This is a genomic window from Neobacillus sp. K501 (assembly GCF_053749995.1).
Genome location: NZ_JBSLYA010000002.1, coordinates 18,229 through 35,702, shown reverse-complemented (window position 1 = coordinate 35,702; position 17,474 = coordinate 18,229). Strand labels below are relative to the sequence as shown.

The 17,474-nt window shown below is 38.5% G+C and carries 18 protein-coding genes; all 18 read left to right on the top strand.

Going from position 1 to position 17,474, the window contains the following annotated elements; translation table 11 throughout:
• Positions 1–52: 52 nt before the first annotated feature.
• Positions 53–1,735, top strand: a complete 1,683-nt coding sequence (locus ACWM35_RS04570) for a formate--tetrahydrofolate ligase (RefSeq protein ID WP_454815918.1) — start codon at positions 53–55, stop codon at positions 1,733–1,735.
• A 15-nt stretch (positions 1,736–1,750) separates the two neighbouring features.
• Entirely contained in the window at positions 1,751–2,263 is a 513-nt protein-coding gene (locus tag ACWM35_RS04565; protein ID WP_454815916.1) for a hypothetical protein, read from the top strand.
• Positions 2,264–2,386: 123 nt separating this feature from the next.
• Entirely contained in the window at positions 2,387–3,235 is an 849-nt protein-coding gene (locus tag ACWM35_RS04560) for a DegV family protein (protein ID WP_454815914.1), read from the top strand.
• Between the two features lie 60 nt (positions 3,236–3,295).
• Complete coding sequence (locus ACWM35_RS04555) at positions 3,296–3,451, top strand: hypothetical protein (protein WP_454815913.1); 156 nt, start codon at positions 3,296–3,298, stop codon at positions 3,449–3,451.
• Positions 3,452–3,526: 75 nt separating this feature from the next.
• Positions 3,527–4,177, top strand: a complete 651-nt coding sequence (locus tag ACWM35_RS04550) for an HD domain-containing protein (protein WP_454815911.1) — start codon at positions 3,527–3,529, stop codon at positions 4,175–4,177.
• Positions 4,174–6,063, top strand: coding sequence for an ABC transporter ATP-binding protein (locus ACWM35_RS04545; protein ID WP_454815909.1), 1,890 nt, complete (start codon positions 4,174–4,176; stop codon positions 6,061–6,063). Before ACWM35_RS04550 ends, ACWM35_RS04545 begins: the two co-directional genes overlap by 4 nt.
• 134 nt (positions 6,064–6,197) lie before the next feature.
• The gene (locus ACWM35_RS04540; RefSeq protein WP_454815908.1) at positions 6,198–7,334 is read left to right on the top strand and encodes a conserved virulence factor C family protein; all 1,137 of its coding nucleotides are present in this window, start codon (positions 6,198–6,200) and stop codon (positions 7,332–7,334) included.
• A gap of 68 nt (positions 7,335–7,402) precedes the next feature.
• Positions 7,403–7,837: a BrxA/BrxB family bacilliredoxin gene (locus ACWM35_RS04535; RefSeq protein ID WP_454815906.1), complete on the top strand. Its 435-nt coding sequence runs from the start codon at positions 7,403–7,405 to the stop codon at positions 7,835–7,837.
• Positions 7,838–7,884: 47 nt separating this feature from the next.
• A complete protein-coding gene (locus tag ACWM35_RS04530; RefSeq protein ID WP_454815904.1) occupies positions 7,885–8,658 on the top strand; it encodes a class I SAM-dependent methyltransferase in 774 nt (257 codons plus the stop codon).
• A gap of 110 nt (positions 8,659–8,768) precedes the next feature.
• Positions 8,769–9,350, top strand: coding sequence for a YpjP family protein (locus tag ACWM35_RS04525; RefSeq protein WP_454815902.1), 582 nt, complete (start codon positions 8,769–8,771; stop codon positions 9,348–9,350).
• A 104-nt stretch (positions 9,351–9,454) separates the two neighbouring features.
• A complete protein-coding gene (locus ACWM35_RS04520; protein WP_454815900.1) occupies positions 9,455–10,036 on the top strand; it encodes a TerD family protein in 582 nt (193 codons plus the stop codon).
• Positions 10,037–10,108: 72 nt separating this feature from the next.
• Complete coding sequence (locus tag ACWM35_RS04515) at positions 10,109–10,873, top strand: TerC family protein (protein WP_454815898.1); 765 nt, start codon at positions 10,109–10,111, stop codon at positions 10,871–10,873.
• A gap of 68 nt (positions 10,874–10,941) precedes the next feature.
• Positions 10,942–12,138 (top strand): HpcH/HpaI aldolase/citrate lyase family protein, encoded by a 1,197-nt coding sequence (locus tag ACWM35_RS04510; protein WP_454815897.1) that lies wholly within the window; start codon positions 10,942–10,944, stop codon positions 12,136–12,138.
• Entirely contained in the window at positions 12,080–13,432 is a 1,353-nt protein-coding gene (locus ACWM35_RS04505; RefSeq protein WP_454815895.1) for a phosphoribosyltransferase family protein, read from the top strand. Before ACWM35_RS04510 ends, ACWM35_RS04505 begins: the two co-directional genes overlap by 59 nt.
• 13 nt (positions 13,433–13,445) lie before the next feature.
• Positions 13,446–14,558 carry a cysteine protease StiP family protein gene (locus ACWM35_RS04500; RefSeq protein ID WP_454815893.1) on the top strand — a complete coding sequence of 371 codons (1,113 nt, stop codon included), beginning with the start codon at positions 13,446–13,448 and terminating at the stop codon, positions 14,556–14,558.
• Positions 14,559–14,564: 6 nt separating this feature from the next.
• Entirely contained in the window at positions 14,565–15,365 is an 801-nt protein-coding gene (locus ACWM35_RS04495) for an HAD family hydrolase (RefSeq protein WP_454815891.1), read from the top strand.
• Between the two features lie 78 nt (positions 15,366–15,443).
• Positions 15,444–15,599: a hypothetical protein gene (locus tag ACWM35_RS04490; RefSeq protein ID WP_454815889.1), complete on the top strand. Its 156-nt coding sequence runs from the start codon at positions 15,444–15,446 to the stop codon at positions 15,597–15,599.
• A 219-nt stretch (positions 15,600–15,818) separates the two neighbouring features.
• Positions 15,819–17,456: a YceG family protein gene (locus tag ACWM35_RS04485; protein ID WP_454815887.1), complete on the top strand. Its 1,638-nt coding sequence runs from the start codon at positions 15,819–15,821 to the stop codon at positions 17,454–17,456.
• Positions 17,457–17,474 lie beyond the last annotated feature (18 nt).

The window sequence follows — 17,474 nt, the reverse complement described above, 5'->3', positions numbered from 1 at the left end:
TACAATAAAAGTGGTTTTCTATTTTATGTGAATGCGGGGGATAAATTTGCAAATGAGAGCACCAGTTAAATCAGACATTGAAATTGCACAAGCATCAACGATGAAACCGATTGTCGAAATCGCTGCAAAACTTGGCTTAGAGGAAGATGATCTTGAATTTTTTGGGAAATATAAAGCCAAAATATCCAATGAAGCACTAACAAAAATGAAAACAAATAAAAGCGGAAAAATAATACTTGTTACTTCGATCAATCCAACTCCAGCCGGTGAAGGGAAATCTACAGTGACTGTAGGTCTTGGCGATGCCTTTAACCGATTGGGTAAAAATGCGATCATCGCCATGCGAGAACCTTCTTTAGGACCAACAATGGGAATTAAAGGCGGCGCTACTGGCGGCGGCTATTCACAGGTTTTGCCAATGGAAGACATCAATTTGCATTTTACAGGTGATCTCCATGCCATAACAGCAGCAAATAATGCACTAGCAGCATTATTGGACAATCATATTCAACAAGGAAATGAGCTAAAGATTGACCAAAGAAGGATCGTTTGGAAACGTGCTGTGGATTTAAACGATCGTGCATTACGGAAAGTCATAATTGGACTCGGAGGACCGCTGCAAGGAATACCTCGAGAAGATGGTTTTGATATTACCGTAGCTTCAGAAATCATGGCGGTTCTTTGCTTGTCGACAGATATCAAAGACTTAAAGCTGCGCTTATCCCGAATGGTCATTGCCTATAATGAAAAAAAGGAACCAGTTACGGTTGGTGATCTGGGAGTTGAAGGTGCGTTAACATTATTGTTGAAGGATGCGGTTAAACCCAATTTAGTCCAAACGATTGAACATACACCTGCTCTTGTGCATGGCGGGCCATTTGCAAATATCGCCCATGGTTGTAATAGTGTGATAGCGACAACAGCCGCGACAAAGCTTGCTGATTTTGTCATCACAGAAGGTGGTTTTGGTGCCGATCTGGGAGCAGAGAAATTTTTACATATAAAGTCACGTAGTGCAGGTATTAAGCCGGAGGCAGTTGTTATCGTAGCAACTATTCGAGCCTTGAAAATGCATGGTGGTGTGGAAAAAGCTGATTTAGCTAAAGAAGATATTCCAGCATTGACCCTAGGTTTTGCTAATCTACAAAAACATATTGAAACAATCAAAAGCTTTGGGCTGCCAGTAGTTGTTTCCATAAATAAGTTCATAACTGACACTGATCAAGAATTAAAAACATTACTGGAATGGTGTGAGCGGGAAAATATCCCCGGTGCTCTTACAGAAGTTTGGGAAAAAGGCGGTGCAGGTGGAGTTGAACTTGCAAAAACCCTTTTATCTGTAATGGCCAGTGAAGAAAATAATTTCCAGCCATTATACGAGTTGTCCGATTCTGTTGAGGAGAAAATAAGAACCATTGTTCAAAAAGTATATGGTGGAAAAGATGTTGAATTCTCCCCAAAAGCTAAAAAGCAGTTATTAGATTTTGAAAGTTTTGGCTGGTCTAATCTAGCGGTTTGTATGGCAAAATCACAGTATTCATTGAGCGACGATCCAACAAAACTGGGAAGACCAACCGATTTTACTGTAACAATTAGAGAATTAAAACCTTCGATTGGTGCCGGATTTATTGTTGCCTTGACAGGCGAAGTCATGACCATGCCTGGACTTCCCAAAAAACCTGCAGCATTAGGGATGGATGTTGATGAAAATGGAAATGCGATTGGCTTGTTCTAAAATAGAGGTGAGAGTATGTTTGATCCCACAGCGTTTGATAATATGAAAGTTGTCATTGAAGGGGCGTTATATGATTTTGATCTTGACGGGGAAATCATTATTACGGATCGAAATGATTGGATGAATTTAGCGAAAATGTCGCGTAGTTTTGATGTCTCCTTTCAACTACCAGAGAAAATGGCGACAGCAAAGTTAGAAATGGAATCATCACTAATGAATCTCGCAGCAGAATTGCTGCCTGAGTCCATCCAGCAGAAACAATCAGGATGTCAAGTTAAGCTGTATTTTTTTCTGGAGGAAGATTCGATAGATCGTGATTTTAAAGAGATAGATAGGATCCTAATCAGTATTTGGGGTGAAACCAGAAAGTTTACTCAAATCATCCAATATAATCGATTAAATGGTCCTGATTATGGGAAATTTACTATTACAGTGGAGTTTGAACGACTTATAGATGAAGAGCAAATGGAAAACTTAGTGGAAATGATAGAGTTCATGATTTCCACACTCCACCAATTGCAGTCGTAGTCTTAAACCAGCCAATTTGGGCTGGTTTATTTTATTTTGGTTATTTACAATAGTTTGAATTAAATGTACGATAATTTCAACTAGATAATATGACCTCATACTAATTTTTAGGGGGAGATTTGAGTGATAAGAACTGCTTGGGTAACAGATAGTACAGGTTTTTTAGATGAGGAATTAAGAAATCATCCTGATTTATATACCGTACCATTAAATATCATTCTTGACGGACAGGAATTTGCTGATGGAATTGATTTATCACCTCCTCAGTTATTTGAAAGGTTAAAGCACTTAAAAAATCCTCCAACAACTTCACAGCCTTCTGTAGGGGCATTTCAGGAATTATATGAACAACTTTCCAAGGATTACGACAGAGTGGTTGCCGTGCTGTTATCAGGGAAATTAAGTGGTACGGTGTCTTCAAGTGAACAGGCGGCAAAGCTTGTTGAGATTCCAGTCACAACTTTTGACTCAAAGATATTAACTTATCCAATGAGTGCGATCTTAAAAAAAGGTATGGAACTATTGGATGCCGGCAATGATCTTGAATCAGTCATTGAACAAATGGAAGTGATAAGAGATACCAATGAGACCTATGTTCTTGTAGGTAGCCTGGAGCAATTGCATCGCGGTGGTCGAATGTCAGGTTTACAGTTTTTCTTAGGCAGCATGTTGAATGTGAAGCCAATCATTTCAATCGAAGATGGTGTTCTCCACGCTAAAGAAAAAGTTAGAAGCGAAAAGAAAGCCAAAGAAAAAATTCTTGATTATTTTAGGGTGTCATACGAAAAGCACCAATTTAAAGAGGTATATATTTTATATGGATTACATGAAGACCATGCAAACGATTGGAAAGCTGAAATTGAGCAACAATATCCACAGCTTAAAATTATTTGTTGTCCGCTAGGTGCTGTTATTGGAGTCCATGCAGGAGAAAATACGCTTGGTATCAGCTGGCATAATGGTGTGAAATAACTCTTTTACTCATGGAGCATACTATAGGTGTTAAAAATCTTGTTAAAGAGAGGTATGTAAATGGGTAAGCAAGGAAAACAAAACCGTAATATGACCAGAGAATTTATTGAAAAGCAGGATCATAAAAATGACGTAGAGCTAGGCAGTGATTTTCAAATTGGGAATTCAAAGTCTCAGAGTCAGAAAAAAAGCGGACGTCAAGCCAACAAAAAATAACCCCGAATATTTCGGGGTTATTTTTTGTTTGTTTTTCATGATAAAATATCAAGGGTGAAAGTAGGTGTTCGTTAAGTGGTAAAACAAATTTTAGATCAAACGGAACGTTTTGTCCGAAATGAATTAGGCGATGATGCTACTGGCCATGATTGGTATCATGTTGACCGTGTGCGTCGTAATGCATTACATATATCTCAGGAAGAAAAAATTGGTGATCCGTTTATTATAGAAATGGCAGCACTTCTACATGACATACCTGATGAAAAGTTAAATGACAGTGTAGAAAATGGAAAGGCCAAACTTGAATCTTTCTTTCAAATGGTAAAGTTACCGGAAGAGACAAAAAAACAGATTGTTGAAATTATCGAATCGATATCATTTAAAGGTGGAAGAAAAACGGAACTGCAAACGGCGGAAGCAAAGATTGTCCAGGATGCTGATCGGCTTGATGCAATCGGAGCGATTGGAATTGCCCGTGCATTTGCTTATGGTGGGAAAAAAGGGCAACCGATTTATGACCCAAACATTCAAGTTAGGGAAGAGATGAGCTTACATGAATACCGTAACGGAAAATCAACAAGTATCCATCATTTCTATGAAAAACTATTAAAATTAAACGATTTAATGAATACAGAAACTGCCAGAAAATTAGCGGCAAGTCGTCAGCAAATGATGGTGTTCTTTTTGGAACAATTTTATCAGGAATGGGATGGACGAGAATCATGAAAATGCTCACAGTAGAAAATGTTTCAAAAACGTACGGAGAAAAACTGCTTTTTAATGAAATTTCCTTTACCATAAATGAAAAAGAGCGTGTCGGGTTAATTGGAATTAACGGGACTGGGAAATCATCTTTATTAAAAATTATTGCTGGTATAGATCAGCCGGATGAGGGAAATATCATCACTGGGAAAGACTATTCGATAGCGATTCTTGATCAACAGCCTGATTTAGATTTTGAAAAAACGGTACTGGAGCAGGTTTACCATGGTGATGCACCGGTTTTAAAATTAATGCGGGAATATGAAGGAATGTTGTTGCAGCTCGATAAAGACCCCAATGATGGAAAGCTTCAGGAAGAAATATTTCGCTTGCAAAAACAAATGGATGCCTTAAATGCCTGGGATGCAAGTACTAATGCCAAATCAATCCTGATGAAACTGGGGGTTGAAGATTTTACTAAGAAAATTGGTGAGCTTTCTGGTGGGCAGAAAAAGCGTGTCGCCTTAGCACAGGTATTAATTGCGGAACCAGATTTACTGATTCTGGATGAGCCGACCAACCATCTTGACTTTGATTCTGTGAAGTGGCTTGAGGATTTTCTAAGTAGATATAAGGGTGCCATTTTGCTTGTTACCCATGATCGTTACTTTTTAGATCGAGTGGCTAATAGGATGTTTGAGCTTGACGGGGGCCATATTTATAGCTACAAAGGTAATTATGCCGCCTTTTTAGAAGCAAAAGCAATCCGTGAGGAAAATGAGGCAGCAACATTTGAAAAGAGAAAAAATCTTTTTAGACGTGAGCTTGAATGGATGAGGCGTGGTGCCAAAGCAAGAACCACGAAGCAAAAGGCAAGAATTCAACGTTTTGAGGAACTCGACGATAAGCTTTCAACTGGGAAGTCATCAGGGGAAAAACTAGATATTGCTTTAAACGGGAGCAGACTCGGTAAACAAGTGTTTGAACTAAAAGGTGCATCCAAACATTATGCTGACAAAACGATTTTGCAGGACTTTGAATTATTGGTAAAACCAGGGGACAGGATTGGAATTATCGGTAGAAATGGGACTGGGAAGTCGACCTTATTAAATATCCTTGCCAGGAAAATTCCGCTTGATGAAGGGGAATTTATTATTGGACAAACCGTAAAACTTAGTTATTACACTCAGGAAAACGAGGACATGGATGAAACGAAACGGATGATTGAGTATATTAAAGAAACGGCAGAGATAGTTGAGACATCTGATGGGAAAACCATTTCTGCAGCGCAAATGCTCGAGCGTTTTCTTTTCCCGCCATTTACTCATGGTACACCAATTAGAAAACTTTCTGGTGGAGAAAAGCGCCGTCTTTATCTTTTGAAGTTGTTAATGCAAGCACCGAATGTCCTTCTGCTGGATGAGCCAACAAATGATTTGGACACGCAAACCTTAACGGTTCTGGAAGATTATTTAGAGGATTTTCCTGGTGTTGTGATAACGGTTTCCCATGACCGCTATTTCCTTGATAAAGTGGCAGAACAATTGCTCGTGTTACGTGGAGGCGGAAAAATCGACGCTTTTTATGGAAACTATACCGATTTTCTTGAGAAAGAATCGGCACTTGAAGCAGAGAGGACTGTTACCAATCCAAAACAGACCTACAAAGCTCAGGAAAAAGAAAAAAAGAAAAGGATGACCTTTAAAGAACGAAAAGAGTGGGAAGAAATAGATGAGGCAATTGCTACGACCGAAACAAAGCTTGAGGAAATAGCCGACGAAATGGCGAAAACAGGCAGTGATTTTACGAAAGCCCATGAATTAATGAAGCAGGAAACAGAATTAAATGAAAAACTTGAGTATTTAATCGAACGCTGGTCATATCTAGCCGAGCTAGCTGAAAGTGAGTAAAAAAGTGAGTGCGCCATTATGGCGCACTTTTTGTTGCTATCGCCGTCAACAATTCTTCTAGAGCATGTTATATGAATGAACTCTATCCATTATGTTAAACTTGTAAAGAGAAAACATAAGAATTAGGTGATTTAGTGAATATTAAGGCGATTGAACCAACTCCAAGCCCAAATACAATGAAGATTATTTTAGACCAAGAACTGCCAATGGGGAAAAGTCATAATTATAAAAAAGAAAATTCTTCAGATGCACCAGTCATTATCCAGACCATTTTACAAATTGAAGGTATTAAAGGTGTTTACCATGTTGCTGATTTCCTCGCTGTGGAGAGAAACGCAAAATTTGACTGGAAGGAATTATTACTTCTAATTCGCCAAGCTTTTGGAGAAAAAGCTACTGATCAAAGTCAATCCATCACGAAAATCGACGAACATTATGGTGAAATCAAAGTCGAGGTGCAAATGTTTAAGGATATTCCATTGCAAGTAAAGCTATCTGATGGTACATCCGAGAGAAGGTTCGGTATGCCTGAGTATTTCCTACAGGCTAGAGAGCGTGCGCAGCTACCTGAAGATAACTACATCCTTATAAGAAAATGGCAAGACCAAGGAGTTCGTTACGGTGAATTTGATCAGATTGGCCAGGAAGTTGTAGAAGAATTAATCGCAGCATATCCAGTTGAGCGTCTAGAAGAATTAGTATCAAGTGCTCAAACAAAGGAAACGGAAACCAAGAAGAAACCTGTTCTTACGAGAAAGAAAGTAAAGATCGAGGCTTTAGATCATTCTGATTGGAAAATTCGCTACCAACTTCTTGAACAAATGGATGACCCTGAGCTTGAGGATTTACCAGTATTAGAAAAAGCGCTAGCAGACGAGAAACCATCGATTCGCCGCCTTGCTACTGTTTATCTAGGAATGATTAAGGAGCAAGCGGTATTGCCGCTTCTTTATCGGGCACTTAAGGATAAAACAGTGACGGTTCGGCGAACGGCCGGAGATTGTCTTTCAGATCTTGGATTCCCGGAAGCAGCAAAGGAAATGGAGATTGCCCTTAAGGACACAAGCAAATTAGTCCGCTGGCGGGCAGCGATGTTTTTATATGAAGTTGGTGATGAAGGAGCACTACCAGCCTTAAAAGCTGCCGAAAATGATTCGGAATTTGAGGTTAGTATGCAAATAAAAATGGCAATCGAAAGAATTGAGGGCGGAGAAGAAGCCAAAGGTTCTGTTTGGAAACAAATGACGGAAGCAAGAAAAACGGAAAGCTGATCAGATTGCAAAAATCTAAATAATTATAGTATCCTAAAATGGCAACTATAGAAATGGAGGGGTTAATTATGTCAATGGCATATGAAGAATATATGAGACAGATGGTTTTACCGATGCGTCAAGAATTAACAACGGCTGGTTTTGAGGAACTAACAACTCCCGAGGCAGTTGAAAACTATATGGAAAATGCGAGTGGTACTACACTGGTAGTTGTAAATTCTGTTTGTGGCTGTGCGGCAGGTTTAGCACGCCCTGCTGCTACCCAAGCTGTGTTAAATAGTGAAAAGAAACCTGATCAATTGGTTACTGTCTTTGCAGGTCAGGATAAGGAAGCTACGGCAAAAATGAGAGAGTATTTTGAAGGAATCGAACCTTCATCACCTTCAATGGCGTTATTAAAAGGGAATAAAGTAGTCCATTTCATTCCACGCCATGATATTGAAGGGATGCCAATGGAAGCGATTATGGAAAATCTAAAGACGGCATTTGAAATCAACTGCTAAAAAGGATGTCTTTTGACATCCTTTTTTGAAAAAAAGAAGGGATTTACTTGTTTGTTACTACCGCAGGTCGGACCAACCAACAAATGGTTAATAGGACGATATCAATCGCTAACTATCTTGGAGTGGAGTATATTTCTCGTAATAAGAAATCGGTTATCAGGCTCCAAGAAGAATGGAAGAGTGATTGCCTGGTGGTTGGAAAAGAGAGGCTGGAATTATTCCCGCTCGGAAGTACCCAGCCTTTTTTCTTTCATCCAAATTCGGCGATGTTCCGGATAAGAAGGCTATTAAATGGTGAACACGATCCATTCGCGGATGCTGCTAAATTAGAAAAAGGAATGTCATTTTTGGATTGTACACTTGGTCTCGCATCTGACTCTATTATCGCAAGTTTCCTTGTTGGTGATGAAGGAATGGTGACAGGCACCGAGGGACAAAAATATTTGGCCTATGTTGTAAATGAAGGCCTGCAAACCTGGGATTCAGGACTTGAAGCTATGAATAAGGCAATGGCTAGAATCCGAGTCCTACATATCAACTCGCTTGATTACTTAAAGGTTCTTCCAAGTGAATCGGTGGATTGTGTTTATTTTGATCCGATGTTTGAAGAAAAAATCCTTGAATCAGATGGGATTCAGGCGCTGGGAAATTTAGCTCTTTACCATGACTTAACGGAGGATTTGATTGCAGAAGCATTACGAGTTGCCAGATGTAGAGTGATTTTAAAAGATCATTATAAAAGCAACCGGTTTGAAGTATTCGGTTTCGATGTATATCGTAGAAAAACAGCTAAGTTCCATTTTGGGGTTCTTGAAAAATAGGAAATCTATCATTCTGTTATTTTTTGCCTAAAAGAAGTATAATGAGTGATAGGAGTCAATATGTTTTTTATAATTAGCTGAATTTTTTTCACATATAAAGGGGTATATCGATGAATAACTGGATTCGCAAATCGTTTGTGGTACTCGTTTCGATTTTAACATTTGGTCTAGTCACACCCACCCATTTAATCAATCACGTCGCTGCGGACAAACCTTCTGATAGAGATACTTTCGAGGCGGCAACTTTTATTAAGGAAACTGATCATGTTGAAGAATCTGAATTTGATAAGGGCAAATTCCTTGAAGAAATGATAAAACAGGCAGAGCTCCAGTCGTATCAAAAATTTGGAACGAGGATCAAGCCAGTCATTGAAGATGAGTTCCGTGAAATTATTATGCCAAATATTGAAAGAGCCCTAATTGAGTTAGCTGAGCAATATCCTGATGATAATTTAATCCATTTATCAATCTCTGAGTCCCCTGGAAAAGGGCAATCAGAGAAAATTTTCCATATCAAAAATAACGAAACAAAAAAAGACATCATTAGATTTCATGTTAGAAGGGATAACCCGCCTCAAGCTGGTTACTGGTTTAACTTTCATTATCATACCTATCATGATGAATTCCAGAGTCATCATGAGCTTGGATCTATTTACTGGGATAAAAATACTCCGCCAAAATGGATGAGTTAAAAGCTAGCATTTGAGAAAAACTAAAAAAAATTTATTAAAAAAGTGAAACCTTTTATAGAAGAAACTCGTAAAGAGACTATTACCTAAAATGGAGGAATGTAAAAATGGCAGTTAGTTTATCAAAAGGTCAAAAGGTAGATTTAACAAAAACAAATCCTGGGTTAACAAAAGTTGTCGTAGGATTAGGCTGGGATACAAATAAATATGATGGCGGTAATGATTTTGACTTAGACTCATCCGTATTTCTTTTAGGAGAAAATGGGAAGGTAACAACTGAAACAGATTTTGTATTTTATAATAACCCACAAGGTGCTGGCGGTTCAGTTGTACATACAGGAGATAACCGCACAGGTGCAGGGGATGGCGATGATGAGCAGGTTAATATCGATCTTTCGGCTGTACCTGCAAACATTCAGCGTATTGCCTTTACCATCACGATTCATGATGCTGCAAGCAGAAGTCAAAACTTTGGCCAAGTATCGAATGCATACGCACGAATCTTCAACGAAGCAAATGGGGAAGAACTCATCCGCTACGATTTGGGCGAAGATTTCTCGATTGAAACAGCGATTGTTGTGGGTGAATTATATCGTCATAACGGCGAATGGAAATTCAGTGCAATCGGAAGCGGATATCAAGGCGGCTTAGCAGCTCTTGCAACAGATTTTGGATTGCAAGTCGGGTAACAGCTAGAATAAGGACCCAGCCACGCTGGGTCTTTTTACAAAAACAAGGAACATCCAGGAGGAATTTTTTTTATGTGGGAAGGTATAATCGAAACTTATGCATTATTTTTTGACTGGGATCATTGGGTACAGGTCCTTTCAGATCCGGTAAACTGGGGATTAATTGGTACCCTAGTTATTCTCGAAGGGTTATTGTCAGCAGATAATGCACTTGTTCTAGCTGTAATGGTAAAACACCTACCGCCAGATCAACGTAAAAAAGCCCTGTTTTATGGTTTACTAGGTGCTTATATATTCCGTTTTATCGCAATTGGTATAGGGGTTTACTTAATTAAGTTTACATTGGTTAAAGTTTTAGGAGCGGCATATCTTGCTTGGTTAGCGATTAAATATTTTATTGATAAACGGAAAGCCAGTCAGGCGGAAGATGAGGAAGAGCATGGTGTAAATCAAAAGGGGTTACTCATTCGTCTTTTTGGAACATTTTGGGGAACGGTTGCTGCAGTTGAATTAATGGACATTGCTTTTTCCGTTGATAGTGTTCTTGCTGCCTTTGGAATTAGTAATGAGGTATGGGTGCTATTGATGGGTGGTATTCTTGGCGTTCTTATGATGCGTGGAGTTGCCGGGGTTTTCTTAGCATTAATTGACCGTATTCCAGAACTTGAAACATCTGCTTATATTTTGATTCTTTTAATAGCTGCAAAAATGTTAGCAGGTGTCTTCGGAATTCATGTTAGTCATATCACATTCTTTGTCATTCTACTACTTACATTTGGAGCAACTTTTGTTATCCATTTCATGAACAAAAAGAAAGAAGTTGGCAAGGAATCATAAGAAACGACATAAAATGGGGAACAGACGAAAGTCAGTCCCCATTCTTTTTTAATTAAAGGAGAAAATGAATGAGATTTTTTACCTATTTTTATGATAATGAGCTTGATCAACTATTTTATGAGAAACCTAAAACCTTTAATAAATATACTCAACGCGAGCTGTTAGCCTATGGTCTTGGAGCAACACTGTATATGCCGGCAACACGTCCCAACATTCACCAAGATATCCTTTCAAAAAAACATGAAGGGTTAACCTCCTTGGTAATGGATCTTGAGGATGCAGTGGGTGATAACGAACTCGGGCTTGCAGAAGAGCGATTGATTGAGGAATTGCTCAAGTTATATGGCGAATTCCAGAAAAACTACATTACGATGGATGACTTACCGTTAATGTTTATCCGCATTCGTTCTTTAGAACAGTTGATTCGAATCAAGGAAAAATTAGGGGGAGCCATCACACTGCTAACTGGCGTAGTGCTGCCAAAGTTTTGTCTTGAAACAGGTGAACAATTATTGGCGGAGATTGTTAAAATACATACGGACCAACAGCCATTTTATGCACTGCCAATTTTGGAAACCGATAACATCATCCAAAAAGAATCACGAATGAATGAATTGATCGGAATAAAATCTCTACTAGATCAATACAAAGAAAATGTGTTAAATGTTCGAATTGGAGCCACAGATTTTTGCGGCTTATATGGAATACGTAGAAGTGTTGATACCACTGTCTATGAGATTGCTGTTTTACGAGATTGTATTGCTGACATTATCAATGTTTTTCAGCGTTCAAACAGCCCTTATGTCATTTCTGGCCCGGTGTGGGAGTATTTTTCGGCAAAACCAAGAATGTTGAAGCCGCAATTGAGACAGACACCTTTTCGCGAGCGTTATGGTGACGAGGGATTAAAATGGCGTTCCGAGTTAATTGATCAGAATATGGATGGTTTGATTAGAGAAATCATGATGGATATTGCCAATGGCCTAACAGGAAAAACCATTATTCATCCAACCCATATTAAAGTTGTTCAAGCCCTCAATGTCATATCCTATGAGGAATACATGGATGCTTGTGCGATTATTAAAGCGGCCAACGGAGAAATCGGAGTCAAGAAAAGTAATTTTGCCAATAAAATGAATGAAATCAAACCCCATTATTATTGGGCCCAAAAAATCATCTTAAAATCACAGCTTTACGGGGTGCTACATGAAGGATTTACAAACATCGATCTTATCAAAAAAGACGTATTCGTTTACCATTCTTGATGCCATTGACGTTGATATTGCAGTATCGGATAATCCCTATTTACTGCCACTAGAAGAATTATTAATAATGGCTGCGAGGATCAATAAAAAACGTTCCTTTTTATTTGTTAGTAAGGTTCTTGGAAAACATTTACCAATCCAGCCGCAGAAGGGCTTATTAACATCAGCTTTCCTTGCCGCTAGATATGCTGAAACGGTTAAGGGTTTGGATTGTCCAGGCAAGGAAAATTTAATCAAGTTATTCTCTCAAAATATATCTGATTTTCAAGGCAGTACATTTATCCCGAGGGTTATCAATCCTGTCATCATTGGGTTTGCAGAAACCGCAACAGCACTCGGACATGCTTTCTTTGATTGTTTTGAGAAGGCAGAGTATTTTCATACCACGCGAGAAGAAATTGCAGGCTTGCATTCTTCGATTACTTTTGAAGAAGAGCATTCACATGCTACTTCGCACCGTTGCTACATACCAATAGAAATGATTAATAATGACCGTGAAATTATTTTAGTGGATGACGAAATGACAACGGGAAAGACAGCCTTAAATATTATTCAATCTATCCATCAGCAGTTTCCGAGGAAGGAATATACAGTAGTTTCTATCCTAGACTGGCGTACAGATGAACACAAACAACAATTTGCAGCGCTTGAAAGAATGTTTGGCATTACGATAAATATTGTTAGTTTAATAGCTGGTGAAGTCACCATAAACCAAAAGAGAAGCCTTTCAGCATTGAAAGACGATAATGAAAACGATCATGAATATCTATACCAATCATTATTGGAAGAATTATCACTATCCTCATTTTTTAAACAAACAGCATTATCATCGTTAACATTACAGGGAATTCCATTTATTCAAGCAACAGGCCGCTTTGGAATCTCAAGTGCTGATAATTCCGCAATTCAACAGCAAATTGCTGAAGCCGCCTCGTTTTTGAAACAAAAGCGCACTGGTGGAAAGACACTTTGTCTTGGTACGGGTGAATTCATGTATATTCCTATGAAGATTGCTGCGGAAATGGGAAAGGACGTTTTCTATCAATCAACAACGAGAAGCCCTGTTTTTATCCAGGATATTCCTGATTATGGTGCTAGATTTGGAATACAATTTCCCAATCCTGAGGACAACGATGTCAGTCATTTTGTATATAATATCCCTCCAGGAAAATATGATGAATTATTTATATTTATTGAAAGAAAAGTAGATGAGGAACAGCTAAAGCCGTTTCTTTTCCAATTGGAAAAATTACAGATTAAGTCGATCAAAATCGTCTTTTTCTCATCGCAATAGAGGTGATTTATTAATGTCTTTTATAACCAACCAGCCTGCTAAAATAGGAAGTTATTCAAATGATGATGTTCTCTTTTTATTAAAGGATTTAAGTGACCATCAGCTGGAAGATTCCACGCTAAATCGGGAGCTAAAAGTGCAAGCTGGTGAGCACTATAGTGAATCATTGCCTATTGAATATCAGCCTCCAAAGGAATACGTTGAACTATTTTGGAAAACGGCTCAGGAATACAAGCAAAAGGTTGCCTTATGTATCGGGATTGTCGCAGAACAAATCTATCAAGCAAAAGGGAATCAGGCTGTACTCGTTTCTTTGGCACGGGCGGGTACGCCTGTGGGGATATTAATAAAAAGATATTTCAAGCAACATTATGCGATTAACATCCCTCATTATAGTATTTCCATTATTCGTGATCGGGGGATTGATGAAAATGCGTTAATGTATATTCAGAATCATCACCCTGAAGGTATGATTCAATTTGTCGACGGGTGGACAGGTAAAGGGGCTATTTCACTGGAGTTAACAAAAGCTTGTCAGGACTTCGAACGAAAGTATGGGAGAAAGCTAGACGATACACTTGCCGTTATTGCAGATCCAGGCTATTGCACGACCCTGTTTGGCACAAGGGAGGACTTCTTAATACCTAGTGCTTGCTTAAATTCAACCGTATCTGGATTAGTAAGCCGAACTGTTCTAAATGAACAGTTTATTGGCAAGGATGATTTTCACGGTGCGAAATATTACCGTGATCTATTACCTTATGATGTTTCCAATATGTTTATTGAACTTATTGCAAATGAATATGCTGAAATAGTTGAAAAAGCAAGAGAGATCTCTTCCGCTAGAATGCTTGAGATGATTGAGACGGGATTTTTAGGAATGGTAGATGTTAAGAAAATTCAAGCTGAATTTGATATCAGGAACACGAATTATATTAAACCTGGAGTGGGAGAAACAACACGGGTTTTGCTCCGAAGAGTACCTTGGAAGATTCTCATGCGGGATTCTAGTAGTCCTTTTGTCAAGCATATTCTAATGCTTGCAGAGGAAAAAGGGGTAGAGGTTGTCCCATATCCAGAATTAAATTATTTGTGCTGCGGCCTGATAAAATCAGTCAAGGAGTAAAGGGAAATGATTATCGCATCAGATCTAGATCGGACATTAATGTATTCTAAACGAGCGTTAGATGACCTGGGGGGGCCGGACAAAACAAGGCTGAAGCAGGTCGAAAGAATGGAGGAACAATGGGTTGGTTACATGACGGATGCTGCTTTTTCACTGCTGCAACAGCTGAATCAGCATTGCTTATTCGTTCCTGTAACAACGAGAACAACTGAACAATTTAAGCGGTTTTTGATTTTTGATGAGGAAATACCTCTGACATATGCTATTACCTCGAATGGTGCGAATATATTGTATAAAGGCCACCCATTGAAAGAGTGGTCTGTTAACTTAATGGAAAAACTGAAAGGCCAAACTGCTCATCATAGTGAGCTCCTTGAAGCGCTGAAAATGGAAGGATTTCAATTCGATGGGCATAGGAAATATGCGGAGAATCTCTTTTTCTATTATCTATTGAATAGTATTCCATCTGCCCAAGAATTGATGTCAATTCGTCAACTTTGTGAAGAATTTGGCTGGAGGATCAGTTTGCAGGGTAGGAAACTCTACTTCATTCCAAAATCTATCAGTAAAGGGAAAGCAGTAGAATATATTTGTAACCGTGAAGGGCTGGAAGCGATTGCAGGTGCTGGCGATTCAGTTCTCGATTGGGATTTTCTGAAAAATTGCCGAATTCGCTTGGTGCCTAGACACGGTGAATTGATAAATCAAATTGACCCAAAGGAGATCACGCTGACAAAAACAATAGGTGTTTATGCAGGTGAAGAAATTCTTCAACAGTTCATGTCTGTTCTATTACAGAAATGCTAATCTTTTTTGACGGATGGATCATAAAAGAAATAAAAATAAAGTAAATTGAATAACAAAAAACAGCAAGAAAAGAATAAAATGGACATTTTCACAGTAGCAAGGACTGGAGTTAGAAATAGTGTGAAAATCAGTGATATCCAAAATAAGTCCATTATTATAAAGATTTTGGATGCCATTACATCCATGATGGTCATTAGTTCCTCACTGACGTCCTCCATCCTTGGCCGTTTATAAAGAAACCTCATTTCATGTCACCTACTTATATGTGAGTACTCAAATATATGTAAGGACAATAAAAAAGGTGAAAAATGAGGAAATTGTCTAGAATACGAAACATTTTGTGATTACATTCGTATAAACGATGAACCAACTATTTAACTGTGATATGATGGTAAAGTAAGCCTATACATAAGTTATCTGAAAATCTTTTCTGCATGAGGGAAGGGATTATATATGAATTTACCATACAATCAAATGACAATTAGAACGGTATCCCTTACTTATGAAAATTGGCAAGAGATGCTGAAAAAGCCGCTTTCAGAACGGCCTGAATTTTCAATAGAAAATGGAACGGTTCAAATTGGACAAGTTTTAGGAAAGTTCCTAGGAATTCCGATTGACACTGATGAATATTATAATCAGCTATTCGATCATGTGACCTTGTCGGAAAATAATTTACATTTATTAAGCGAGGAGTCGCTAAATAAAACAATTGATAATCAACTTTTCCAATCAATTCAGAAGGTCCTAAATATTAATCAGGAACAGAAGTTATCCATTAACCGCTTTACCGCTTTTCTTGACGGAGAGCAGTTATTACATAAATCAAAGATACCTGCTATTCACCGTAAGATTCGTGAAGCCATGATTAAGACGCTCGAGTTGTTTTCGCAGCGTGAACAGGATGGATTAAAGAATCATGAACTTAGACGGGTTTTGGTCGACTTGATAAAATGGTCAATGAATCATGTAAATCCATTGCTGGAGAAGGCGGATCTACAAAAAGACATGCCAAAGTTCCTATGGTATGGTGATGTGAAAAAAAGTCATCCCTACTTTCTCTACTTTTTAATCAACATTGGCTGTGATTTAGTTATATTTCATCCCAATGGACTGGATGTTCTAGCAGATCTATCGACAGAGGAATTCTTCATGCACCAATACCCGAACAATCTGCCGGCAGAGCCTTTTCCAAAAGAAAAAAGAAGTCGAAAAACGACTGTCGCCTATCGGGCATCTCGAGAAATTGAGACAATATTAAATCAAGAAGGGTCTGGTCTGTACAAACCTTGGCAGTTAAGAGATTATACGCCTTCTTCGATTACCTTAAAGACTACCTATGATGAATTGTTCATCCTTGGTAAAGAAATGGCAATGATTCGACCTGGTTTTGAGGTAGGGAACGGAGAAGTTAAAATTCCATCATTATTTTCAAAAGTCCAAGGCGTTAGCAAAAATCGGAAAGAGTATTGGGAAAGACTTAAAATGTTATCAGAATTGGAGCATACACATCTCATTCGCCAGCTGCCATTTACATGGTCAAGTTCCAATGATTTTCGTTTTCATTATCGCAATGCACTCAGTAAAGATGGAGTACTGGATCCCGAAAAAATGATGCAAGCACACTATTGGCCATACTCCTTTTTGCCATTAGGGTTGCAAAGAGGGATTGCCAATGCAATTAAACGAATTTGCGATAAACCAGGTTTAAAGCCTCTGCCAGGGGAAAACATGGAGGAAGTAAGAATCTATTTATTTAGTCAGGCCATGTTTACCCCAAAGGAAATCACCCAATTAATGGAGAAGTTCGATTACTCACAACATGTTCCAAAACTATTGATATATAACAATGAGCAGCGCGGTGTACTCTCAAGGTCTGATGCCGCTCTTATCCTGCTATTAAATCAATTTGGTATTGATATAATTATTTATAATCCACCTGGTCATAACGATATCGAAAATTATCTTGAGGCGGGTTTATTCGATACCCACTGGCTTGAGGATGTAGTGTTTGATTTAGAATTTAAAGAACCTTCCAAGCTTAAAAAAATCCTTTTTCAAGGAATCTTAAAAAATTTGAGGGGAGATTAAAACGTGAATCTATCATCA